The 24593-nt window shown below is 34.6% G+C and carries 20 protein-coding genes; 18 read left to right on the top strand and 2 right to left on the bottom strand.

What is annotated here, in order from left to right:
• Positions 1 to 192: 192 nt before the first annotated feature.
• The 9 genes from DES33_RS05965 (at position 193) to DES33_RS06010 (ending at position 11193) form a co-directional block, all read left to right on the top strand.
• A complete protein-coding gene (locus tag DES33_RS05965) occupies positions 193 to 1032 on the top strand; it encodes a KilA-N domain-containing protein (protein ID WP_110058384.1) in 840 nt (279 codons plus the stop codon).
• Positions 1033 to 1453: 421 nt separating this feature from the next.
• On the top strand, positions 1454 to 2758 hold the full coding sequence (locus tag DES33_RS05970) for a protein kinase domain-containing protein (protein ID WP_110058385.1): 1305 nt from the start codon (positions 1454 to 1456) through the stop codon (positions 2756 to 2758).
• A 643-nt stretch (positions 2759 to 3401) separates the two neighbouring features.
• On the top strand, positions 3402 to 3683 hold the full coding sequence (locus DES33_RS05980) for a CD1845 family protein (protein ID WP_110058386.1): 282 nt from the start codon (positions 3402 to 3404) through the stop codon (positions 3681 to 3683).
• A 30-nt stretch (positions 3684 to 3713) separates the two neighbouring features.
• Positions 3714 to 4184, top strand: a complete 471-nt coding sequence (locus DES33_RS05985) for a GNAT family N-acetyltransferase (protein ID WP_110058387.1) — start codon at positions 3714 to 3716, stop codon at positions 4182 to 4184.
• Positions 4185 to 4395: 211 nt separating this feature from the next.
• Positions 4396 to 4527, top strand: a complete 132-nt coding sequence (locus DES33_RS09910; protein WP_282956200.1) for a hypothetical protein — start codon at positions 4396 to 4398, stop codon at positions 4525 to 4527.
• A gap of 164 nt (positions 4528 to 4691) precedes the next feature.
• Complete coding sequence (locus DES33_RS05995) at positions 4692 to 6194, top strand: type I restriction-modification system subunit M (RefSeq protein ID WP_110058388.1); 1503 nt, start codon at positions 4692 to 4694, stop codon at positions 6192 to 6194.
• Positions 6184 to 7425, top strand: a complete 1242-nt coding sequence (locus tag DES33_RS06000; RefSeq protein WP_170111625.1) for a restriction endonuclease subunit S — start codon at positions 6184 to 6186, stop codon at positions 7423 to 7425. The genes DES33_RS05995 and DES33_RS06000 overlap by 11 nt, the downstream gene beginning before the upstream one ends.
• On the top strand, positions 7418 to 10522 hold the full coding sequence (locus DES33_RS06005; RefSeq protein WP_110058390.1) for a type I restriction endonuclease subunit R: 3105 nt from the start codon (positions 7418 to 7420) through the stop codon (positions 10520 to 10522). Before DES33_RS06000 ends, DES33_RS06005 begins: the two co-directional genes overlap by 8 nt.
• A 23-nt stretch (positions 10523 to 10545) precedes the next feature.
• Positions 10546 to 11193 (top strand): SIMPL domain-containing protein, encoded by a 648-nt coding sequence (locus DES33_RS06010; RefSeq protein ID WP_110058391.1) that lies wholly within the window; start codon positions 10546 to 10548, stop codon positions 11191 to 11193.
• Positions 11194 to 11230: 37 nt separating this feature from the next.
• Here DES33_RS06010 and DES33_RS06015 read toward each other — a convergent pair whose 3' ends face one another.
• Positions 11231 to 12592, bottom strand: a complete 1362-nt coding sequence (locus DES33_RS06015) for a YjiH family protein (RefSeq protein WP_110058392.1) — start codon at positions 12590 to 12592, stop codon at positions 11231 to 11233.
• Between the two features lie 456 nt (positions 12593 to 13048).
• The gene (locus DES33_RS06020) at positions 13049 to 14188 is read right to left on the bottom strand and encodes a YkvI family membrane protein (protein WP_249033618.1); all 1140 of its coding nucleotides are present in this window, start codon (positions 14186 to 14188) and stop codon (positions 13049 to 13051) included.
• A gap of 134 nt (positions 14189 to 14322) precedes the next feature.
• Between DES33_RS06020 and DES33_RS06025 the strand changes: the two genes are divergently transcribed.
• The 9 genes from DES33_RS06025 (at position 14323) to DES33_RS06065 (ending at position 24527) form a co-directional block, all read left to right on the top strand.
• On the top strand, positions 14323 to 15084 hold the full coding sequence (locus DES33_RS06025; protein ID WP_110058393.1) for an AIM24 family protein: 762 nt from the start codon (positions 14323 to 14325) through the stop codon (positions 15082 to 15084).
• A 371-nt stretch (positions 15085 to 15455) separates the two neighbouring features.
• Positions 15456 to 15737: a hypothetical protein gene (locus tag DES33_RS06030; RefSeq protein ID WP_094206748.1), complete on the top strand. Its 282-nt coding sequence runs from the start codon at positions 15456 to 15458 to the stop codon at positions 15735 to 15737.
• A 15-nt stretch (positions 15738 to 15752) separates the two neighbouring features.
• Positions 15753 to 16928 (top strand): GIY-YIG nuclease family protein, encoded by a 1176-nt coding sequence (locus DES33_RS06035; protein WP_110058394.1) that lies wholly within the window; start codon positions 15753 to 15755, stop codon positions 16926 to 16928.
• Positions 16929 to 17015: 87 nt separating this feature from the next.
• Positions 17016 to 17963, top strand: a complete 948-nt coding sequence (gene moaA / locus DES33_RS06040; protein ID WP_110058395.1) for a GTP 3',8-cyclase MoaA — start codon at positions 17016 to 17018, stop codon at positions 17961 to 17963.
• A gap of 1 nt (position 17964) precedes the next feature.
• Positions 17965 to 18879, top strand: a complete 915-nt coding sequence (locus DES33_RS06045; protein WP_110058396.1) for a cyclic pyranopterin monophosphate synthase MoaC/MOSC-domain-containing protein — start codon at positions 17965 to 17967, stop codon at positions 18877 to 18879.
• Between the two features lie 181 nt (positions 18880 to 19060).
• Positions 19061 to 20362, top strand: coding sequence for a phosphomethylpyrimidine synthase ThiC (gene thiC, locus DES33_RS06050; RefSeq protein WP_110058397.1), 1302 nt, complete (start codon positions 19061 to 19063; stop codon positions 20360 to 20362).
• Positions 20363 to 20526: 164 nt separating this feature from the next.
• Complete coding sequence (locus tag DES33_RS06055) at positions 20527 to 21003, top strand: MarR family winged helix-turn-helix transcriptional regulator (protein ID WP_110058398.1); 477 nt, start codon at positions 20527 to 20529, stop codon at positions 21001 to 21003.
• Entirely contained in the window at positions 20978 to 22738 is a 1761-nt protein-coding gene (locus DES33_RS06060) for an ATP-binding cassette domain-containing protein (protein ID WP_110058399.1), read from the top strand. The genes DES33_RS06055 and DES33_RS06060 overlap by 26 nt, the downstream gene beginning before the upstream one ends.
• Entirely contained in the window at positions 22731 to 24527 is a 1797-nt protein-coding gene (locus tag DES33_RS06065) for an ABC transporter ATP-binding protein (RefSeq protein WP_110058400.1), read from the top strand. The genes DES33_RS06060 and DES33_RS06065 overlap by 8 nt, the downstream gene beginning before the upstream one ends.
• The last annotated feature ends 66 nt before the right edge of the window (positions 24528 to 24593 follow it).

Genomic DNA, 24593 nt, shown 5'->3' on the forward strand with positions numbered 1-24593 from the left:
CTTTCGATTTATTTTTATGCAGAAAATCAAATGCTACAATACTGAATTTACCAACTCATTTTGGTATAATAATAGGTAAGAATATTTAATAAACAAGAATGAAAATATAGCAGGTGATCACATGGATAACATAACAGAGCTAACCTTGGATTTGAAATTGTAAAGAGTTCACCAGCATAAGGAGGGAGTAAATTGTCGAAGAAAGATCAAATTTCTGCTAAGGGATTTTCAATTCAAGTATATACCGAAGATTTTAAAAATGATTATATAAGCTTAACAGATATAGCAAAATATAAAAACACAGATGATCCAAGATTTGTTATTCAAAATTGGATGAGAAATAGAAACACCCTTGAATTTATAGGATTATGGGAAGTTTTGAATAATCCAAATTTTAACCGTGTGCAATTCGACACGTTTAGAAATGAAGCAGGCCTAAATAGATTCACAATGACCCCAGGAAAATGGATAGAATCTACAGATGCCATAGGTATAGTTTCAAAAGCGGGCCGATATGGAGGAACTTATGCTCATTACGATATAGCAATGGAATTTGCGTCTTGGCTTTCTCCAGAGTTTAAGCTTTATATTATTCAAGACTATAAAAGATTGAAGGAAGATGAAAACTCAAAACTATCATTAACTTGGAATCTTCATAGAGAAATTTCAAAGATTAATTATAAAATTCATACAGATGCAATCAAAGAATATCTCTTAAAAGACCTAACTAATGAACAATTATCTTTTAAATACGCAAGTGAAGCAGATATGCTCAATGTTGCCTTATTTAACAAAAGAGCAAAACAGTGGCGTGAAGAAAATCCAGATTTAAAAGGCAATATGAGAGACTATGCAAGTTTGAATGAATTACTTGTGCTTGCAAATATGGAAAGCTATAATGCAATTCTTATTGGAAAAGGTGTGGATCAAAAAGATAGAATGATTGAACTTAGAAAACTTGCAAGAACACAACTGTTATCACTTGAAAAACTTGGAGATGGAGGTATTAAAAAATTAGAAGGAAAGAAATAATTATTATAAGCAATAAATAGATAAATTCGAATTTGTAGGGGTATTTAAACAAGAAAACATAATATAAATAGTGCAAAGAAAACCGAATTTTAAAATATTAAAAAGTAAATTTAAAGTTTGATGGGAGCTAGATTTTTCGTTTATTAACATAGAATATTAGTTTGTTTGATCAGAAAATTGACAAAAGTGTTTATGACTATTTACATGATATAAATTTAGATTTAGAAATTATTTAGGAAGCTAGATTTAATATGTTAGAGGTCAACAAATAAATTTAAGAAAATACGAATATAAAGAAGCTACAAAAGCGAGATAAAAAGTAGAAAAAAATTTATAAATCAATCATTGAGGAATTTAATAATAAAAATATATAATTTATAAGATATTGTTATATATATTATTTTTGCAAGGGGAAATTACAATGAAAGTAAAACCAGATAAACGAGGTGGAAATTCTGACATATATTTTACTGAAGATTTAAAAGCCAGAAAGTATTTAAGGAATACTTCTTCTAGAGAAAAAATAAAGAGATTTGAATTAGAATTAGAAATAATGGGATTTTTTAAAGATAATCACGTTGATGGTATAATAGATGTTTATGATGTTTTTGTTGATTCTAATGATATTAAAGAATCTTATATAGAAATGAAAAAATATGATGGTAATATTAATGATTTATTATGTTACACAAAGGGTGATGTGAGAAAAACTTTAGAACTATTGTTGCCTATTTTACGCGCATTGAATAAGATTTCAAAATTTAAAAATCCTATTTATCATAGAGATCTTAAGCCAGATAATATTTTATATGAAAAAGATGGAGAGGATTATAAATTGTTTTTAACAGATTTTGGGATTTGTTATTTAGATAAAGAAAAAGAAAGATTGACTGAAGTTGAAATAGCAGTTGGACCAAGGATGTTTATTGCTCCAGAATATGAAAAAGGAAGAATTGACAATGTTGATCATAAAGGAGACATATTTTCAATTGGAAAAGTCATTTGGTATATGATAAATGGTGTAGAAAATGATTTTCTACCATCAAATTATTGGTTTGTTGATGAATATAATTTAGTAAAAAAATTTGCTAATAATGAAGATATAATTTTTGCAAATAATATTATATCAATTTGTTTAAATATTAATCCTGAAGAGAGACCAGATTATGATGAATTAATTAACTTAATTGAAAATTTTCTTAAAGAAACAAAAATAGATAATAATGAAAGGTTAAAGTTTGAAATTAGACAATACAATGAAAAAAGAAAAATAGATTTAAAAGAAATAAGAGAAAAAAATGCTTTGCTAGTTAATACATTTAGCATATGCTTTGTCAAAGCTTTAGAAAAGTTAAATAATTGTTATAATTTAGATTTAATTTCTACAATATTATCAGAATATAAAAGTAAATCTAAAAATGGAGTAGATTATACTTCAATAAATATGGAACATAATTCTGCACATTATCTTTACAATAGAAGCTTTGATAGAATATATATTTCTATTAATTATAATCCGGCAAATGATAATGAAAAGTATTGCAATGTAGATATTAATTATCATATTTATTCAAAAAACACAATATCAAAATTATTTCGTATATTCTATAAAGAAGATGGAGAATTATATTCTGAATTTAAAAACAAAATTGAACTTTTTTCAGAAGAAGTTGTTTTATGTTGGGGAGAGGACTTAATTTCAGAATATGTACGTTCATATGTTTAAAAATAATGTATTAAACAATAAGAATTAATTAAAAAGTATTGTAAATTTTTTATAATTAACAAATTCTTCGGTAGCTTTACAGGAAGAGTATTTCATAAGAAGAAAGGGAATCTGATATAAAAAACTTAAGGTTTATCATTACAATTTTATTTATTATTTTTTCAAATGTAACAATTAGCATCACCAGCAGCAGTTAATAATATTTCAGTGATTTCTTTATTTGCTTCTGTACTAGTTGTAGTATTTGGTCTTTTTAGTGATAAAGAATAAGTACTAGTTCTTTGCCTTTCTTAATATAATTGGTGCGATGGAATTGTTTATTAATATTCAAATTATTTACTTCATATTTGGTGTTTAGATAATATAAAAAATATAGAAATCCCAGTTTATAGGATTAATAGTCCACCTGAATAGATCTAAAAATTAGCAGCTTTAGCTATTGATTTTACTATAGGATTTTATAGGTGGGTTTAGTGTCATAATAGTGATATAGGCAAATAGTTATGTAAATACAAGGAGTTCAAGACTTCTACCAAAGTCAAAAACCGAAAAAACTGAAAGCTTGTGTGTTGCTTAGCGCCATTATCTACCAAAATAAAGGTTCTAAGCAGCACACAAGCCAAAGAGAAAAACGAGGTAGTGTATGCTATGGATTTTGAAAATTATCTTATTTCCGATTAGTCTTGTCTTAGGAGCCGTGACAGCTTTTCTGAAATTCCTACTTGGCATAGGAACGGCACTTTTGTATATCGTTGTGCTGTTCTGCATATTCGGAGCAATAGCTTCTTTCATTCAAGGTGAAGTCGGAACAGGAATATCGGGACTTATTATCGGATTCTTATTTATTCCTTACGGACTGACGATGATAGGAGCGACAGTCATAGCCTTTATTGAAGTGATAAATGATAGGATAAGGGTAGTATAGATAAATTTTGAATTTGAGGAGGATGTTGAAATGATATTCATTCAGGAGATACCTGTTTCAAAAATCAACGAGTATTGGGACATTCAGTTTCAGTATTTGGTAAATGACGGGTTTATAACGACAGAGGAAGAAAAGAAATACTTCCAGAGTGCGGAGTATCGAGATGTATTGCAAAGTTATATGTTGCGCACTCCGGACACTTTACACATGGTATATTTTGTGCGTGACGGAGTTAAAATAGGCGCTTCTCAGTACTGCACTTACAAAAGCGAGGACGGAAAATGTTTCATTCTTGATTTTTGGGTGTTTCCAGAGTATAGAGGGAACGGGACAGGACACAAATGTTTCCAAACGCTTATGGAATACACAAAAAACGACGGCGCAATTTATTACGCCCTTAACTACGCTAAAGAGGATTCGCATAGATTTTGGGTATCGCTTGGTTTCTCTGACAATGGAATAGATGAATACGGATCTCCATTGATGATAAAAAGAAACTGATAAACCTAAGTTTGCCTGGCTGAATAAAACTAGATACTAAAGATACAAGACGATAGAAATTAAAATCTCTATCGTCTTTTTCTATGCAAAAAAAGACAGATCAGACGCATTTTTAGATGATGATGAAATATTTGAGGGATATTCGTGGATATTCAACCGCGTAATCCCAATCGTTCCATTTTCAGTAAAAGGCAAACTACATCTGTTCTAAGTGGATCGTGAACTAGATGACCTCGAAGCAATCGACATAGATTACGACACAAAACGATACGATGTAGATGTCGCAACGTGGTGGAAAGAAAATGGATTCATAGAAAACTTGGATATATTTGGAGAAGAATAATTTATTTTTCCAAAATTTTAAAATCAGATCGAAAGAAACCAAATTTTCGATTTATTTTTATGCAGAAAATCAAATGCTACAATACTGAATTTACCAACTCATTTTGGTATAATAATAGGTAAGAATATTTAATAAACAAGAATGAAAATATAGCAGGTGATTACATGTATAACATAACAGGAGCTAACCTTGGATTTGAAAAAGAAATTTTCCAAGCGGCAGACAAATTAAGAGGCAACATAGATGCAGCAGAGTACAAAAACGTTGTACTTGGACTAATATTTCTCAAATACATATCGGACTCATTCGAACAAAAATACAACCAACTATTAGAAGAAGGTGACGGGTTCGAAGAAGACCGAGACGAATACATCGCAGAAAATGTATTCTTCGTACCAAAAACAGCCAGATGGGAATACGTAGCATCCAAAGCAATGACAGCAGAAATCGGAAAAGTAATCGACGAAGCCATGGTTGCAATAGAACAAGAAAACGACAGACTAAGAGGAATACTACCGAAAAACTACGCACGTCCCGAACTTGATAAAAGAAGACTTGGAGAAGTCGTAGATTTGTTCAACAATTTGAAACTAAAAGAACACGGCGACTCAAAAGACATCCTCGGACGAACTTACGAATACACAATCGCCCAATTCGCATCTCTTGAAGGAAAAAACGCCGGCGAATTCTACACACCAACAAGCATCGTAAAAACACTCGTAGAAATCCTCGAACCATACGAAGGCCGTGTGTACGACCCTTGTTGCGGCGCAGGGGGAATGTTCGTACAATCTGCCAAATTCGTAGAAAATCACCAAGGAAGAATCAACGAAATATCAATTTACGGACAAGAATACAACACCAATACGTGGAAGCTTGCGCAAATGAACCTCGCCATTCACGGATTGGAAGGTGATTTGGGACACGGTGCTGCAGATACATTTTTCAAAGACCAACACTCATCATTAAAAGCAGACTTCATATTGGCAAATCCACCATTCAACCTAAAAGAATGGGGCGGCGACAAACTATCAGAAGATTCCAGATGGAAATATGGAACACCACCACAAGGAAATGCAAACTACGCATGGATGCAACACATGATATACCATTTGGATGATAACACTGGCAAAATGGGACTCGTACTTGCCAACGGATCATTGTCTGCATCTGGAAAAGAAGGAGAAATCCGAGAAAATATAATAAAAGATGACCTAGTGGAATGCATCATAGCAATGCCCGACAGATTATTTTATTCCACGGGAATATCAGTGTCGTTGTGGATATTAAACAAAAACAAACAACAAAAAAACAAAACACTATTCTTGGATTGCCGTAACTTAGGCCACATGATAGACAGAGCGCACCGCGACTTGTCAGAAGAAGACATCATGAAAATTACCACAACTTACAAGAACTTCGTCAATGGAAAAGACGTCGAAGAATTGGGCTACGCACACGCAGCAGACATGGATGAAATAGAAACAAACCTATACGTACTCACACCAGGAAGATACGTTGGACTTGAAGAAATGGATGATGACGGAGAAGCATTCGAAGACAAAATGCAACGACTAACAGAAGAGTTAAAAGATTTGTTTGATGAATCCAACGAGTTGGAGCAAAAGATTAAGGAACAACTTGGAGCTATTGGCTATGGAATTTAAAAAAAAGAGTTTATATAGTCCAATGTTTCCAAATCAATGGACGCCAATAAAATTATATGAATTAGCAGAATGGATAAATGGAAAAGCATTTAAAAAAGATGATTATAATATTACGGGACTTCCAGTAATTAAAATTGCAGAATTAAATACTGGACTTTCTTCTAATACAAAATATTCAATCAATAATGATGAAAAATTCTATATAAAAAAAGGAGATATTTTATTTGCGTGGTCAGGAAATCCTGATACATCAATTGACACACATAAATTTAAGGAAAAAGAGGGTTACTTGAATCAGCATATATTCAAGGTTCTGCCTAATGATAATAAGATTGAATCTGATTTTTTATACTATATATTGAAGTATTTAAAACCTTTTTTTAAAGAAATAGCAAGAAATAAGCAAACTACAGGTCTTGGACATGTTACTATTTCAGATTTGAAAAAAATTCAAGTTAGAATTCCAAGTGAAAACATTCAGAAAGAAATTGCTGATATTTTTATTATTCTAGACTCAAAAATCGAAATAAACAATAAAATTATTTCCAACTTAGAGAGCCAAGCGCAAGCGATATTCAAATCGTGGTTTGTGGATTTTGAACCGTTTCAAGATGGGAATTTTGTTGAGAGTGAGTTGGGAATGATTCCAGAAGGCTGGGAAGTTAAAGAGTTGGGAGAGATAATAAATCTTTACGATAACAAACGAGTGCCTATTTCAAAAATGGATAGAGATAAAATGGAGAAAAATTATCCTTATTACGGGGCCAATGGAATAATTGACTATGTAGACAATTATTTATTCGATGGTAAGTATTTACTGATGGGTGAGGATGGGACTGTAAGAACAGAAGAAGGATTTCCAATTTTGAATTATGTGGATGAAAAATTTTGGGTTAGTAATCATGCTCATATTATGAGAGGTACGCTAGTTTCAACCGAATACATTTATTTATTGCTATCAAAGATGTTTATTAATAATATTGTAACCGGTGCTGTGCAAGAAAAAATTAATCAAAGGAATTTAAAGAAAATAAAAATAATTTTCCCTGAGAAAAAAGAATTAGAAAGTTTTGAAAAAATAATAGAACCTATGTTTAAAATGAAATTATATTTAAACAACCAAAACACCAAGCTTGCCGAATTACGTGATGCTTTGCTACCGAAGTTGATGGCGGGTGAGATTGATGTTAGTAATATTAAAATCGAGGGAGAGGAGGTCAAAAATGAGTGATGTTTATTTGGAAGATGGTTTTGAGAAGATTTTCATCAAGGCTATCGAGGATTTGGGATATGAATACGTGGCTCACCAAGATATTGTAAGAGACAGTATGAAAAGCCCGATTGCATCTGAGATGTTGAGGGAGTCTCTTAGAAGAATTAACTGTGAGCTGGAAGATGCTGCAATTGATCAGGCTATTCATGTGATTAAGAATATCGACGCGGGCCTTCTTGTGGATCGAAACGAGATTTTCTTCGAATATTTGCAAAACGGTATCGAAATTGTTCACCTGGAAAATGACATGCCTGTGACAGACAGGGTGCATTTGATTGATTACGATCATTTTATGAATAATACTTTCGTGGTGACTAATCAGCTTACGATTGTCGGCAAGGATACGAAAAGGCCAGATATGTTGGTGTATGTGAATGGTCTTCCGTTAGTTGTCGTAGAACTTAAATCGATGACTTCGTTAAATTCTGATGTGTCGAGCGCTTACAGGCAAATCAAAAACTATCAGCACGATATCGAAGAGCTTTTCGTGTACAATGTTTTCAATATTATTTCTGATTTTACGACTACGAAGGTGGGAACTATTACTGCGGGAGAATCGTGGTATAAGGAATGGAAATCGACGGATGGTTCGTATGAGTCGACGAAGTATGCAGATTACAAGACGCTTGTGGAAGGCGTGTTGGAGCAACATAGGTTGTTGGATATTATCAGAAATTTCATTTTTTTCGAGCATCAAAATGATTCTACAAATAAAATCCTCGCGCAATATCACCAATATTTTGCTGTGGAAAAGGCTGCGCATTCTACTACACAAGCGATGGCTATCGGCGATGGCAGGGGTGGTGTTTTTTGGCACACGCAAGGTTCAGGTAAATCGAAGTCGATGGTTTTCTATGTGCATTATTTGATGAATATGGATCAATGGTATTCTAATCCGACTTTTGTGGTGTTGACGGACAGGAATGATTTGGATACACAACTTTTTGAACAGTTTGCAAGGGCGAGAAGGTTTTTGAGGCAAACTCCTGTTCAAGCAACTTCGAGGAAGAATTTGCACGATTTGCTTAATGACAGAAAGTCGAACGGGATTTTCTTCTCAACGATGCAAAAATTCGCTGAGTCTGATGAGTCGTTGACTGATCGTGACGATGTTATTGTGATTGCAGATGAGGCTCACAGGTCACAGTACGGTCTTCGTGAAAAAATATCAAAAGACGGGAAGGTTCAGTCGGGGATGGCAAGGCTTGTGAGAAAATCTCTTCCGAATGCTACTTATATTGGTTTTACTGGAACTCCTATTAGCAAGAATGACAAGGATACGCAGGAAATTTTCGGGGAATATATTGATATTTACGATATGAGCCAAGCTGTTGAGGACGGAGCAACTAAGCCTGTGTATTATGAAAACAGGGTGATTAATCTAGGTTTGAATTCTGATATTTTGAAGAGGATTGATGACAAGTACGAAGAGCTTGCTGAAAATGCGAATGAGTATGATATCGAACGAAGTAAGCGTGATTTGAGTAGGTTGGAGCAGGTTATCGGATCTGATGAATGTATCGATACTCTTGTTCGCGATATTATTCATCACTACGAAACTACTAGAAAAGATCTTCTGACAGGAAAGGCTATGATTGTCGCTTACAACAGAGAAATTGCGGTGAAGATTTACAAGAAAATTATGGAGATTCGTCCTAATTGGAATGAGAAGGTCAATGTGGTGGCAACTTCAAGCAACAACGATCCGGAGGATTGGAAGAAGATTATCGGCAACAAATCCGATATGGAAGAGTTGGCGAGCAAATTCAAAAACGACGATGATCCGTTCAAGATTGCGATTGTCGTGGATATGTGGTTGACGGGATTTGATGTTCCGAGTTTGGCGACGTTGTATGTGTTTAAGCCAATGCAAGGTCACAATTTGATGCAGGCTATCGCGAGAGTTAACCGCGTGTTCAAGGACAAGGAGGGCGGCCTGGTTGTGGATTACATTGGGATTGCAAATGCGTTGAAGAAGGCTATGATTGATTATACAAAATCTGACCAACAAATTATCGACAATGCCGATATCAGAAAATCTGCTTATCCTTTGTTTGTAGCTAAGTTAGAAAAAATTAGGGAAGTTTATCTCAAAAGGTTTGATTATGAGGAAATCTTCGATGAAAATGTCAATGACGAAAAAATTGCAGAACTTATAATGAATGGCTTGAATTACGTTTTGGGATTTTCAGAAGATAACCAAAATAAATTCAAGAAGCTATCCTACGAATTAAAACAATCGCACACTTTGTGTTCTTCGATTACTTCAGAACATGAGCAAAGAGAGGCTGCATTTATCGAAGCTATACGAACGAGTTTGAACAGGATTACAATTGGTGGTAAGATTCCAAAACACATAATCGATATGGAGATTTCGAAACTTTTAGAAAAATCTATTCACAGCGACGGCGTTATCAATTTGTTCCAAGATTTTGAGAATGGCTTTAGTTTGTTTGATCCTTTGTTTATGGAAAAAATCAAAAAGATGGAACAAAAAAATATCAGTATTGAACTTTTGAATAAATTATTAAAGGATGAGATTGCTATTTTCTCCAAGGGAGATATTGTCAAGGGACAGGATTTCTCCGAAAGACTTCAAAATATTATGAAAAGATATCGAAACAATATGGTCGATAATGCGAAGAGTTTGGACCATTTTGTGGGAGTTGTGGAAGATGAGAAGTCAAAGTACAATCTGGATTATATTCGTGAAGAGCTGATAAAGCTAGCGCAAGATATGGTGAAGATGGATGAGGAGAACAAGAAGCTTGGTCTTAGCAAGGAAGAGTTGGCGTTTTATCATGCGATTAGTAAGCCTGAAAATATTACAGACTTTTACACTAACGAGGAGCTTGTGAAGTTTACGCAGGATTTGACAAGAACTATTGCAAACGAGATGACTTCTGATTGGATGATGAGAGAATCGGGCAGGGCAAATATGAGAAGAACGATAAAAAGGCTTCTTGCAAAATACAAATATCCACAAGATTATCGCTCGAAAATCATCGATCTTATCGTGGAACAAGCAGAGTATATCGACGAAGTTGTAGGATAAATTTATCAACAAAGGAGATTATTATGGAAAGAACTATTCGTGTAAAAGGTAAGGGAAAGATTTCGGTGAAGCCTGACACTATCAAGATTACGATAAAAGCTGAGGGTTTGCGCTGGAATTACGACGAAACTATTGAACAATCGACACAAGACACGAGGATTTTACGAGACGCTTTGAAAAATGCGGGGCTCGATCCGAAGAATTTGAAGACAACTCATTTTTCGATTGATTCAAAATATAAGAGTTATCACGATAAAAATAACGACTACAAGGAAAAGTTCGTAGGTTACGAATACGAGCATCGCACATATATTGAGTTTGAAAATGACAATAAGATACTGGGGAAAGTTTTGTACGAATTGGCGCATTGCGATGTAAAAGTGAAGTTTGAAATCAATCACACTGTAAAGGACAAGGAAAAGGTCAAGAATGATTTGCTAGAAAAAGCCGTAGAAGATTCTACGACGAAGGCAAAGGTGTTGGCGAAGGCTTCTGGTGTGAAGTTGAAGGAAATACTAAACATAGAATATTCGTGGGGAGAAATTGAGATATATTCTTCGCCGATGGATGATTGGATGGTTTGTGAAGCGGCATCGACATATGACATAGACATCGAGGCTGACGACATTGATGTGCAAGACACTGTTACTATTACGTGGATAATAGAATAAATCAAAAAAAACCAGAGAATGTTTCTCTGGTTTTCGTTTACATAAACAACAAATGTGCAATTGGTGCTACTATCAAAAGCGAAATTATTGTTCGTTCGATAAATATAACGAATAATTCGAACAAGTTTACAGGAATTGACGATGCGAGGATTAGTCCACCGACTTCTGATAGATAGATCAATTGTGTTACGGAGATTGTCGCTACGATGAACTTGGTCATTTGCGATTGAATTGTGCTTGCAGCGATGATGGATGGTGTGAACATGTCGCTGAATCCTACAATCATTGTCTTGGATGCTGCCAAACTTTCTGGAACTTTCAGAAAATTCAACAGTGGCAAGAAAGGCTTGCCCAAGATTTCAAAAACTTGCGTGTTGTTTGCAAGTACAAGTGATGCTGTTCCGATTATCATAACAATCGGCATTACTGAAAACCACATTCCAAATGCGTTTTCGATTCCGTTTTTCAAAAATTCTCCGATTCCTTTGTGAGACTCTGCACGTTTGATTGCCAAATCTAGTCCGTATTGTACCGATGAAGAATAATTCTCTGCAATATCTTCGTTATCATGATTAGAGTCTACAACGTAGTCGTCTTTTTTGAGTGATAATGGTGGAATTCTTGGGACTATAATCGCACAGACAATTCCAACTAAGCAGACCAAAAGGTAGTACACTCCGAAATAGTCGACCATGTCAACTTGGGATAAAACGATAAGGCTGAATGTGATGGAAACTGCAGAGAAATTTGTAGAAATAATTGCAGCTTCTTTTGCAGAATAATATCCAGATTCGTATTGGTTTGCAGTCAGCATGACACCCAATGTTCCATCTCCAATCCAACTTGTGATGCAATCTACTGCGGCACGTCCAGGAATCAAAAATACTGGGCGCATTATTTTTGTGAAAATCGCACCGATAAATTCCAAAAGTCCGAAATCTAATAAAAGTGGAAGAAGCATGCTTGCTATTACAAAAATTATTACAAGTGATGTTAACAAATCGTTGAGTATAAATGTAGCAGATTCATCGGCAACTATCATGTCGAAAAACGGCCCAAGGTTAAGCTTGTTCTTCAACACGACCATCCACACGACTATAAATCCCAAAATTCTAAGTACTAGCCACACAGGCGTTACAGAAAATGTTTGATCTAAAAGTTTGTTTTCTTTGATGAATTTTACATTGAAACTTGCCAAAACACTCATCACAAAAGATATCGTAATTATTATTGTGCAAAGTGCTGGCAGATAATCGCCGATGGTTTTGGCTATAAAATCAGCGAAAATTTTGACAATTATAGTCCATTCTCCATCGAATTTTACGGGTATCATGAAGATAATTATCCCAATAATCGATGGAATTAGAAAATTCATTAGTGATTTTTTGTTGGTTTTCATATTATCTCCTCGCTTTAAAATATTTCAACTAGTATAACACTTATGAAAATATGATGCAAGAAAATAACAAATAAAATTAATTAGGAGAAGCAAGAAATCATATGGCACGAAGAATTAGAAAAATCCTCTAGCACGAATATCTAGACTACACAAATTGAAGATTTCTAAATCTCAAAATCCTAAAATCGTAAGCACGTTAACGCTTACGCAAATACGATTTTTGACGGATTTTTTCGATTTGAAATCAAACAATTTGTTTCGTATGATATTCTTAGCCAGAGGATTTTCTAATCTACAAAATCTCAAATAAAAAAGGCTACCGATATAGTAGCCCGTAAATTATTCTTCCGTATCTTCTTCATCATCATCTGATTGATTTTCTTCAGCCATTGTTTCCATTTCTTCTTTCAAAACTTTGTTGTCCAAGTTTGAATCTTCAATCATGGATTTTACTTTTCAGGCATCTTTTTTGCTGTAATGTTGATCATCGTCGTATTTCTTTTCCAATAAATCCAAGATTTTAAATCTTCTTTTGGATTCTTTTTTGATTTTTTGAAAATCTCTGATGTATGCGTAAATCAAAAATATTATCAAAATTATTCCGGCGTAACCAATTATAGGGTATGTGATGCTGATAAGTTTTCTGAAACCTAAAAAGCTTAGAAAAAATCCTATTGTTACAAATCCAATCAAATACATTTTGTATTTTGTAGGATTGTCCTTGGAAGCTCTTTTAGCTAACGAATAATACAAGCCGATAGCTGTGTTGAAAATCATTCCGAATATTACAAAACTCATTATCAAACCTAAAACTGGATTGATTTCTTCGATTAGAGTTTGTGTTGGAAGATCTGCATCTTTTAATATGTCGACTCTCATGAATAGTACAACTGCCAAAAGAGCGGTTACTGTTCCTGTGATAAATCCTCCCAACAATCCACTAACTTTGGCCTCTTCTGATAAAACGTGATTGCCACCGATTGCAAACGCCGTACTTAAACCAACCATCATACACAATGAAAAATAGTTGACTACAGAAAGCCAAGGATTGCCGAAATTTTTTGGAATAGTTCTTGCAATTGGATCCAATTGGTCAAAACTTCCGTCAAATTTTATAATTGTATAGACCGATGCGATTAAAATTAACGCAACAATAATTGGCGTGAATGCTCCGATAATTCTTGTAACTTTTTCAAAATCCATCATTCCCACGAAAATTACAAGTAGTGCGCAAATCAAAGACCCTATCCATGGAGCTAGTCCGAATTGTTGGTTGAGGTTGGATCCTGCACCTGATAGCATTACGAATCCGATTATAAATCCTGTCAAAATAAGTAAAATGTCGAAAATTCTAGTGAATTTTTTGGATGCTATCTCGTCCAAAACATCGCTGTGTTCATCTGCAAAATAATACGAACCCAACTCTAAAATAATCGCTCCAATAAATGTATGCAACAACAAAACAAATAGCGCAGTCCACAAACCAGATTTGCCATAAGCTGTGAAATATTGCAAGATTTCTTGTCCACTTGCAAGACCAGCGCCAGTTAGCACTGCGACGTATGCAAGGGATGTGCTTAATATTTTCTTTTTCATAGTTCTCTCCTTCTTTTGTAAAATTATATAATAAAATTTAAAAATAGCCAAGATGTAATTATATAACAAATTTTGCAAAAAGCAAATTAGCGAATTGAACAATATGATATAATATTCATGAAAAGAGGTGCTATATGTTTAAAGTTAAAAATTTTGAAGATAATGATGATGTCATAATCAAGGAACAAAATGGAGCGTTTAAAGTTGTAGAATACAAGAGGGATTTGTCGGTTGATTACGAACAAGCACAAAGCTCTTATTTCGCATCTGAAATGAATGTCAGAAGAAGACAATTGGTGTGTGATGTTTCTCAATCAAATATAACTGTACAAGCAGGTGCTATGCAATGGATGATTGGAAATGTTAGCTCAACTACTGGAATAAAAGGTGCTGGAGATTTCTTCAAAAAAGCATTGCGTGGTTCTGTAACTGGTGAAGGTGCGATAAAACCAGAATACACAGGCGACGGGCTTTTGGTTTTGGAACCGACATACAAGCACATTTTATTGTTGGATGCAGATGATTGGAACAACGAAATCATTATTGAAGATGGATTGTTCTTGGCTTGTGATTCTGAATTGGAACACAAAGCTATTATGCAATCCAATATTTCATCGGCTGTTGCTGGTGGCGAAGGTCTATTCAACTTAGGATTACATGGAACGGGAATTGTCGCGTTGGAATCTTATGTACCAAGAGAAGAATTGATTGAAATAACGCTTGACAATGATGTGTTGAAGATAGATGGAAATATGGCAATTGCTTGGAGTGGATCGTTGAGTTTTACAGTTGAAAGAGCTGGTAAATCATTGATAGGTTCTGCGACAAGCGGTGAAGGACTTGTGAATGTGTATAGAGGAACTGGAAAAGTTCTAATGGCACCAGTTTTAGAATAAATTTGAAAAATTAAATATTGAGTAATTAATGACAAACCATTAATGCTAAAAAACTGGATAACAAACCTTAATGCACGAATATCTAGACTCCACAAATTGAAGATTTCATAATCTCAAAATCCTAAAATCGTAAGCACACTTCGTTTACGCGGTACGATTTTTGACGGATTTTTTCAATTTGAAATCAAAACAATTTGTTCCGTATGATATTCTTAGCATTAATGGTTTGTTATTTTTAATTTGTCGTAATAAATTTTAATCGTGAAAGTTTGCAAAAATTTTCGCGTTTTTTTATTCGGACAAAACGAATATGGTATAATAAAGAAAAGTATATTCAAAGTAATGTAAAGAACATCTTGGGAGGCACTACTATGAATAAATTGAGAAACAAATTATACAAATACGAATTTAGGACGATTATTGTGGGTGTAATTCTATTTATTATGGAATTGAAACTTAGAATGGGTTATCCGAAACTTGTAAGCGTTTTGATATCACCGTTATCAAGCATTTTCATTTATGCTTCTATAGCTATTGTGTTGATGTTGATGGTTTTGGAGATGTTGGCAGCGATTAAAAATAGAGATTTCGATATTTTGTTTTTCATTTTAATCATTTTAGCGGGACTTTATTTGATGTATCGTATTATTTAAAATTTGGAGGATATTATGGGTATATTTGATAAATTAAAAAGCGTTTTTTCTTCAGAAGAAAAGGAAACTAACAGTCAAGCTCACAAAAATGATTGGTATGTTTTTGAATGGAGTGTAAAGGACACTGGAGAAATCTTCTACGTTGGTTATGGTTATGGTGAGGATTCTAAGTCTTTCGGATTTGAAAGTTATCACGGAGAAAGAATCAAGGAAAAATTAGATGTGGAATCGAAAATCATCAAGGACAACTTGGAAGAAGATGAAGCTCGCGATTTGCAACAAGAAGAATTGAAGAGAGTGTTGAAAGAAACTGATAATGTGATTATCAATCGTGTAACTCCTAATATGATTACTAGAAAATCGGGATTGTTAAAATCAGATACGACACCAAACTACAGATTTGAACAAGCGCCGGTGTTATATGTTGCTGAATATGAACAACATTATTTGGATATGGATTATGATGATTTCGAAAAAGTTGACTTGGATAATTTGAAGTCTGTGTACTTAGTTGAAAAGGGCGTTGACGATGAAATTATAGCGAACATTTACAAGGATGATTTGGACAAGTATTTGAACCAAACAAAATCTTTGTTGGAACACGAAAACATTAAAATCGTCGATGATCAATTTGCAAATGATGTAACTGCTTGGATTTACATTGGCGATGATTCCATTGCAAAGGTTAAGGAATACGAAGACAAAGCCCAACAAAAACTTTCCAAGAAAATTCCTGTATATCACATGATGGATGTGTTGAAGAAATTAAAAGAAAAGAACAAGGACAGCTTGGATGAGATTTTCAATAAAATAAAAACTACAAAGGAAGTTGAAATTCACCCACACAACAGTAGGGTTGCTGTGTTTGATATCAAAAACTTAGACGATCCAGCGAAGGGTGCGAAGGAAGGTTTGAGATATTGGAACGAAGGAGAAAAATTCAGAAAGGATTCTCACTTCCAATCTGCAATCAAAAATTACGACACTGCTCGTGAAAACGGATTGTGCACTCCTGCACTTTACAGCTCTTATGCCAGTGTGTACAGAAGCATGAAGGATTATGACAACGAAATTGATATTTTGCAAGAAGGTATCAAGAGATTGTCCGATCAAGATAACGTGTCTGAATCCCACATCAATTCTATGAAAGAAAGATTAGAAAAAGCAAAGGAACTTTTATTAAAAGAATAATTTGAACGAATTTCCCAATTTGAGAAATCAAGTTGGGGAATTTTTTACCCTTAAGCGTTATATGATATAATATACAAAGGTGGTAAAATGAAAGACGCTCTCGGAAGAAAGATAGATTATTTGAGAATTTCGGTGACTGACAAGTGCAATTTGAGATGCAAATACTGTATGCCAGAAGAAGGAATCACGCATTTGAATCACGACGAAATTCTAACTATAGATGAAACTTTGAAAATCGTAGAAGTTTTCAAAGATTTGGGAATAAAAAAAGTACGTTTAACTGGAGGAGAACCTCTTGTTAGAAACGGAATATTGGATTTGGTAAAAGGCATCAAGGCCATGGGAATTGAAGAAATCTGCATGACTACCAATGCGATTAAATTGTACGACATGGCTGACGATTTAAAGGAAAGTGGCGTGGACAGATTCAACATTTCGCTGGATACTTTGGATGCGGATAAATTTCGTGACATAACGCGCGGCGGAGATTTGAAAAAGGTTCTGAAATCCATCGATAAATTAAAACAAATGGATATAAAACCAATTAAAATCAACACCGTTGTGATGAGACATTTCAACTACGATGAGATAGAGGATTTTGTGAAATTCGCAGAAAAAGGTGTGGTTGTGAGATTTATTGAGTTGATGCCAATTGGTGAAGCGATTGGAAAATCTGATGATTACGTGTCTAACGAAGAAATTATCAAAAAAATTGGCAATCTTCAAAAAATTGACAGCGATTCACAAAAATCGAAGGTCGCAGAATATTACACCAATCCAAATGGTGCGATTGTGGGATTTATCAATCCGATTTCTCACAAATTCTGCTCAGAATGTAACAGAGTTAGGTTGGATTGCAAGGGCAATTTGTTGATGTGTTTGCATTCTAATAAGTCGATTAATTTGAAAGATTGTATTCGAAATGGCGAGGATATACGACAAATTATTACACAAGAAATATACAATAAACCAGAAAGACATTATCTCGAAGAAGGTAACTTCAACAAAAGGGATATGAATACTATAGGAGGTTAATGTGGATTTAACTCATTTTAACGAAGATGGTTTGCCAAGAATGGTGGATGTATCTGAAAAGGAAACTACTAAAAGAGTTGCTGTGGCTCATAGTAGGATTTATATGAAAAAAGAAACTATGCAAAAAATCACAGAAAAATCCATCAAAAAAGGCGACGTTTTGAGTGTCGCACAAACTGCTGCGATTATGGCTGCGAAGAAAACATCGGAAATTATTCCAATGTGTCACAATATTTTCATCACAGGTGTTGATGTTAAATTCGAATTAGCAGATGATTTTATAGATATTTTCGTCCAATCAAATACTGAATCAAAAACAGGAATTGAGATGGAAAGTTTGACGGCTGCAAGTGTGGCGGCTCTTACGATTTACGATATGTGCAAGGCAATTGATCGTTCAATGCGAATTACAAATGTGGAGTTACTTCACAAAGAAGGCGGGAAAAGTGGCATTTACAACAGAAGTGTCGACAGTGATGAGGCAGTTGTAATCGATGTGAATATTAGCGAGAAAAAAGGCACTGTAAAAACTCCTGTAGAATTTGCAGAACTAAAAGTGGATCATGGATTGATTGGAGATGCACACGCTGGAAATTGGCACAGACAAGTGTCACTTTTGGCAGAAGAATCCATCAATAAAATGCGAGAAATGGGTCTTGATTTGAAAGACGGAGATTTTGCTGAAAATATCACAACGAGAAACATTGAACTATTTACGCTTCCTGTCGGTCAAGTGTTGACGATTGGAGAATGCGTGTTGGAGGTGACTCAAATCGGAAAAGAATGTCACAAAGGTTGTGCGATTAAGCAAAAAGTCGGCAATTGTATTATGCCAACGGAAGGAATTTTCTGCAAAGTTTTAAAGGGTGGAATTATTAAGAAAAACGACAAAATCAAGCTTGTAGAATTAAATTAAAAGTTTGTGTTATAATATATTCGGAGTCTGGGGGTGCTTTACGCTGAGATCTTTTTAGAAACCCTTAAACCTGCTCATGATAATGCATGCGAAGGGAAGAACTTAGAATGTTTTTTGCGGATACATGGGTTATGTATCCGTTATTTTTTTTCCAGTCTCCAAATCAACATAGGAGGTATTTATGGAATATACAACTCAATTAGACGCTGCGAAGAAGAAAATCATTACAAAAGAAATGAAAAGAGTAGCGGAAAAAGAAAACATAGACGTAGAAATTCTTAGAGAAAAAATCGAAAAAGGATACGTGGTTATTCCTGCAAATAAAAACCACAAATCATTGGATGCTCACGGTGTTGGTGAAGGTTTGAAGACTAAAATCAACGTGAACTTGGGAATTTCAAAAGATTGCTACAACATTGAAAAGGAAATGGAAAAAGTTAGAGTAGCAATCGACATGGATGCAGAAGCGATAATGGATTTGTCAAATTACGGAAAGACTAGACAGTTCAGAGAAGAACTTATCGACTACTCTCCTGCAATGATTGGTAGCGTTCCGATGTACGATTGCGTAGGAATGTTGGATAAAGAATTGAAGGATATTACTGAAGAAGAATTCTTACAAGTTGTGGAACAACACGCAAAAGACGGGGTGGATTTCATCACAATTCACGTTGGACTTACAAGAGATATCGCTGAACATTTGAAAACAACAGATAGAATTACAAAAATCGTATCACGTGGTGGATCATTATTATTCGCGTGGATGATTGCTAATAACAAAGAAAACCCACTTGTAACAAGATACGACGATGTACTTGAAATCTGCGAAAAATACGACGTCACACTAAGCTTGGGAGATGCTTTAAGACCGGGTTGCATTAACGATGCTACAGATGATTTGCAAATTCAAGAATTGATTAATTTATCTAGAATGGCAAAAAGAGCCTACGAAAAAAATGTCCAAGTAATGATTGAAGGACCAGGCCACGTTCCAATCGATCAAATCGAAGCAAATATGAAAATCGAAAAAACAATCTGCAACAATGCACCATTCTACGTTTTAGGACCTTTGGTTACAGATATTGCACCGGGCTATGACCACATAACATCAGCAATCGGTGGAGCAATCGCAGCAAGTACTGGAGCAGATTTCTTGTGCTATGTGACTCCTGCAGAACATTTGAGACTTCCTAACTTGGAAGATATGAAAGAAGGAATCATCGCTACGAAAATCGCAGCTCACGCTGGAGATATCGCAAAGAAGATCCCTGGAGCAAAAGAAAGAGACGACGAAATGAGTAGAGCTCGCTTCAACTTGGATTGGGAAAAAATGTTCGAACTTGCAATTGACAGCGAGAAACCAAAAAAATACAGAAAAGAATCTCAACCAATCGAAGAAGATAGCTGCACAATGTGCGGCAAGATGTGTTCAATGAGAACAGTGAAGAAAGTATTGAACGGCGAAGATGTCAATTTAATTTAGAAAATTTGATTAAAAAATTTATTTTAAAATGCGAATTCAACCATCAAGAATATCTTGGTGGTTGTTTTTTATTTGAACGAAATTGGAAAATATTCGAGAAAATCATTGACAATGGTTATTAGTAGTCGTATAATTCTAATAGTATTAGGTAAAAAGGTGATATTATGAATGAAAAATTAGCAAAAGAAGTTATAAGATGCGTGCATAGTATTGGAAAACACCATCCTCACAAGCAAATCAACGATTCTGTTAGAGGAGAAAACATGGCTTTAGGATTTATAAAAGCAGAAGGTGGATCGACTTATCCGAAAGATATTGAACTTGCTATGGGGATTTCCAGTGCTAGAGTTGCAGCAATTATAAAAAAACTGGAACAACGTGGATTTGTAACCAGAACTGGCGACAAAGTGGACAGAAGAAAAACTTTGGTAACTTTGACCGAAAAGGGACAAAAAGTTGCTGAGGAAACTGAATCAAAAATCATTTATACATTAGATCAAATGTTTGAAGTTTTGGGTGAAGAAGACTCTGAAAACTTTGTAAGAATAATCGACAAATTAATCAAAAATTTGCCGAAGATAAGCAAAATCTGCGAAGATAAATTTAAAGAAATGGATGATGAATTTGATAAGAATAATTAGATACTTAAATAAAAAACAATGGATTCAGGTGCTTTTGAGTTTGGTATTCATAGTAACTCAAGTGTTCTTGGATTTAAAAATCCCGGATTATATGTCAAAAATCACGATGTATGTCGAAAGTCCGGGTCACAGTGTAAGTGATATTATCGCAGAAGGAAAATGGATGATATTGTGTGCACTGGGTTCTTTGATTTCTGCAATTATTGTAGGATATTTGGCATCGAAAATTTCGGCGTCATTTTCCAAAAATTTGAGGTCTAGAATTTTCTCTAAGGTGGAAAGTTTCTCCATGAAAGAAATCAACGAATTTTCTACTGCTAGTTTGATAACTAGGTCTACAAATGATATTACGCAAATTCAAATGGTAATAGTGATAGGATTACAAATTTTGATAAAAGCTCCTATCATGGCTGTGTGGGCAATCACGAAGATCTACAACAAGGGATTTGAGTGGACAATGGCAACTGCTGTGACTGTTTTGATTTTGATTGTATTCGTTGCAATACTGATGCTTATGGTTATGCCTAAGTTTAGAATGATGCAAACTTTAACCGACAATATCAACAGGATTTTGCGTGAAAACTTGACAGGACTTGCCGTAATCAGAGCATATAACTCTGAAGAATACAGGGAAAACAAATTTGATGAAGCGAATGAAGAGTTAACTAGCACACAATTATTTACAAGTCGTGCGATGTCAACGCTTTTTCCAATGATTAACTTCAGCATGTCGATTTTGACACTTGTGATTTATTTTATAGGCGCAGGGCTCATAAATGCCGCAGAAATGATGGACAAATACGTTTTGTTTTCAAATATGGTTGTGTTCAGTTCTTATGCAATGCAAGTTATCATGTCATTTATGATGATGAGTATGATTTTCATCATGGTTCCAAGAGCGCAAATCTCAGCAAAGCGTATCAACGAAGTGTTGGATACAGAACTTTCCATTAAAGATGGAAACATCGACACATCAAATGATGATTACGAATACGAAATAGAATTTGATAATGTGTCATTCAAATACACGGATTCTGAGCAATACATCTTACAAGATATTGATTTTAAAGTGAAAAAAGGTGAAAAAGTAGCGATAATTGGTTCTACTGGTTCAGGAAAAAGTACGATATTGAATTTGCTTTTGAGATTTTACGATGCCACTGAAGGGGTTGTCAAAATCCAAGGAATTGATATCAAAAAATATAAGCTTAAATTTTTGTACGAAAAAATTGCTGCAGTTTTGCAAAAATCTTTCCTTTTCAAAGGCGATGTAACATCTAATATTTCTTTTGGAGATGAAGGAACTGACAAGAATTTGGTAGAAGAAGCTGCAAAAACTTCGCAATCTATGGAATTTATCGAAAAATTTGACGACAAATTTGACCACGAAATCGCACAATTAGGGAAGAATGTTTCTGGGGGACAAAAACAGAGATTATCCATAGCAAGAGCTATTTACAGGAAGCCTGATATATTCTTGTTTGACGACAGTTTCTCTGCACTTGATTTCAAAACAGACAGTGAGCTTAGACATAAGTTGAAAGAAAACAACCCTGATGCTACGACAATTATTGTCGCACAAAGAGTGGGATCAATAATGGATTCAGATCAGATAATAGTTCTTGAAAACGGACAAATCGCTGGAATTGGTCAACACAAGGATTTATTGAAAAATTGTGAAGTGTACAAGGAAATAGCCTACTCGCAATTAACAGAGGAGGAATTAAATGCCTAGACAAGTTATAAATGAAAAACCAAAAAAATTCAAAAAAACATTAAAAGAAATGACTGGGTATTTGAAACCTTACTTCCCATTGATACTAATTGCAGTTGTAGCAAGCGTAATAGCGACTATATTGCAAATAATTGGACCAGATAAATTAAAACTCATCACAGATGAAATCACAAAAGGTCTTCCTAAAATGATAAAAGGAAAACCTGTGATGGCTTCGATTGATATGGACCAAGTAAAATCAATCACGATGATGCTTGTGATATTTTACGGATCGTCTTTGTTGTTGAATTTGTTACAAAGATTTATCATGGCAGATGTTACACAAAAAATCTCCAAATCATTTAGAGAGAAAATTGCTGTTAAAATCAACAAATTGCCATTTAGCTATTTTGACAACACAACTTACGGAGACATTCTAAGTAGGGTTACAAATGATGTCGACACAATCAGTCAAAGCTTGAACCAATCAATAGGAACGTTGTTGACAAGTATTGTAATGCTTTTAGGAACTGTAGTTATGATGATTTACAACTCAGGAATATTAACCATAACTACAATATTATCCTCACTTGTAGGTTTCGTGTTCATCACAATAATAATGAACAAATCACAAAAATATTTCAAAGCACAGCAACAAAACTTAGGTGATATCAACGGACAAATCGAAGAAGTGTACACCGGTCACAACGTAATTAAGTCATACAACGCTGGTGAAAGAGTGGTAGATGAATTCGAACAAATGAATACACAACTTTACACAAGCGCCTGGAAATCACAATTTTTGTCGGGACTAATGATGCCAATTATGCAATTTGCAGGAAACTTTTCCTACGTTATGGTCTGCATAGTCGGAGGAGCTTTGGCGATCAACGGCAAAATATCATTCGGGGTTATCGTAGCTTTTATGATTTATGTAAGACTGTTCACAAATCCTCTATCAGATATCGCACAAAGTTTCAACACTTTGCAAAGAGCTGCAGCGGCAGGGGAGAGAGTGTTCGAATTTTTGAACGAAAAAGAATTAGAAGAAGAAAACGTAACTGAAAAACTCGACAGAGCAAAAGGCGAAGTCGAATTCAAAGATGTTAGATTTGGATATAATCCAGACAAAATCATCATCAAAGATTTCAGCGTAAAAGTAAATCCAGGAGAAAAAATCGCCATCGTTGGGCCAACTGGAGCCGGAAAGACTACGATTGTAAATCTATTAATGAGATTTTACGAAATAAACGATGGACAAATATTGGTAGATGGAATAGACACTAAAAATATTTCTAGGGATAATTTGAGAGACCAATTCTGCATGGTATTACAAGATTCTTGGGTATTCGAAGCAAGTGTCAGAGAAAACATAACATTCGGAGAAAAAGATATAACTGATGAAGAATTGATTGACGTGTGCAAACGTGTAAATCTGGATCACTTTATAAGAACACTTCCACAAGGATACGACACGATTTTAAACGACAAACAATCATTGTCGCAAGGACAACTTCAACTACTCACAATCGCACGTGCAATGGTAAGTCACGCACCAATGTTGATATTAGATGAAGCCACAAGCTCCGTGGATACAAGAACTGAAATAATCGTTCAAGATGCAATGGATGAACTTGCAAAAGGAAGAACATCATTTGTAATCGCGCACAGATTATCCACAATCAAAAACGCGGATTTGATACTTGTAATGAAAGATGGTGACATCGTAGAAAAAGGAAAACACGAAGAATTATTAGCACAAGACGGATTCTACGCACAACTATACAACGCACAATTTGAGAGAAAATAGTAAAAATATTGTAAATTGAGATTGGGATTAATTGGTCCCAATCTTTTTTACATCCAAATTTGATAT

The organism is Finegoldia magna, assembly GCF_003182075.1.
In the GTDB taxonomy this organism is placed as follows: Bacteria; Bacillota; Clostridia; order Tissierellales; family Peptoniphilaceae; genus Finegoldia; species Finegoldia magna.

Excerpts from the sequence above, each read along its gene's own strand:
- DES33_RS06005 (WP_110058390.1), top strand. The coding sequence starts at position 7,418 with ATGAGTGATGTTTATTTGGAAGATGGTTTTGAGAAGATTTTCATCAAG.
- DES33_RS06010 (WP_110058391.1), top strand. The coding sequence starts at position 10,546 with ATGGAAAGAACTATTCGTGTAAAAGGTAAGGGAAAGATTTCGGTGAAG.
- DES33_RS06035 (WP_110058394.1), top strand. The coding sequence starts at position 15,753 with ATGGGTATATTTGATAAATTAAAAAGCGTTTTTTCTTCAGAAGAAAAG.
- DES33_RS06000 (WP_170111625.1), top strand. The coding sequence starts at position 6,184 with ATGGAATTTAAAAAAAAGAGTTTATATAGTCCAATGTTTCCAAATCAA.
- DES33_RS06015 (WP_110058392.1), bottom strand. The coding sequence starts at position 12,592 with ATGAAAACCAACAAAAAATCACTAATGAATTTTCTAATTCCATCGATT.
- DES33_RS06030 (WP_094206748.1), top strand. The coding sequence starts at position 15,456 with ATGAATAAATTGAGAAACAAATTATACAAATACGAATTTAGGACGATT.
- DES33_RS05995 (WP_110058388.1), top strand. The coding sequence starts at position 4,692 with ATGTATAACATAACAGGAGCTAACCTTGGATTTGAAAAAGAAATTTTC.
- thiC (WP_110058397.1), top strand. The coding sequence starts at position 19,061 with ATGGAATATACAACTCAATTAGACGCTGCGAAGAAGAAAATCATTACA.
- DES33_RS06025 (WP_110058393.1), top strand. The coding sequence starts at position 14,323 with ATGTTTAAAGTTAAAAATTTTGAAGATAATGATGATGTCATAATCAAG.
- DES33_RS05985 (WP_110058387.1), top strand. The coding sequence starts at position 3,714 with ATGATATTCATTCAGGAGATACCTGTTTCAAAAATCAACGAGTATTGG.
- DES33_RS05980 (WP_110058386.1), top strand. The coding sequence starts at position 3,402 with ATGCTATGGATTTTGAAAATTATCTTATTTCCGATTAGTCTTGTCTTA.
- DES33_RS06020 (WP_249033618.1), bottom strand. The coding sequence starts at position 14,188 with ATGAAAAAGAAAATATTAAGCACATCCCTTGCATACGTCGCAGTGCTA.
- DES33_RS06065 (WP_110058400.1), top strand. The coding sequence starts at position 22,731 with ATGCCTAGACAAGTTATAAATGAAAAACCAAAAAAATTCAAAAAAACA.
- DES33_RS05970 (WP_110058385.1), top strand. The coding sequence starts at position 1,454 with ATGAAAGTAAAACCAGATAAACGAGGTGGAAATTCTGACATATATTTT.
- DES33_RS06055 (WP_110058398.1), top strand. The coding sequence starts at position 20,527 with ATGAATGAAAAATTAGCAAAAGAAGTTATAAGATGCGTGCATAGTATT.
- moaA (WP_110058395.1), top strand. The coding sequence starts at position 17,016 with ATGAAAGACGCTCTCGGAAGAAAGATAGATTATTTGAGAATTTCGGTG.
- DES33_RS06060 (WP_110058399.1), top strand. The coding sequence starts at position 20,978 with ATGATGAATTTGATAAGAATAATTAGATACTTAAATAAAAAACAATGG.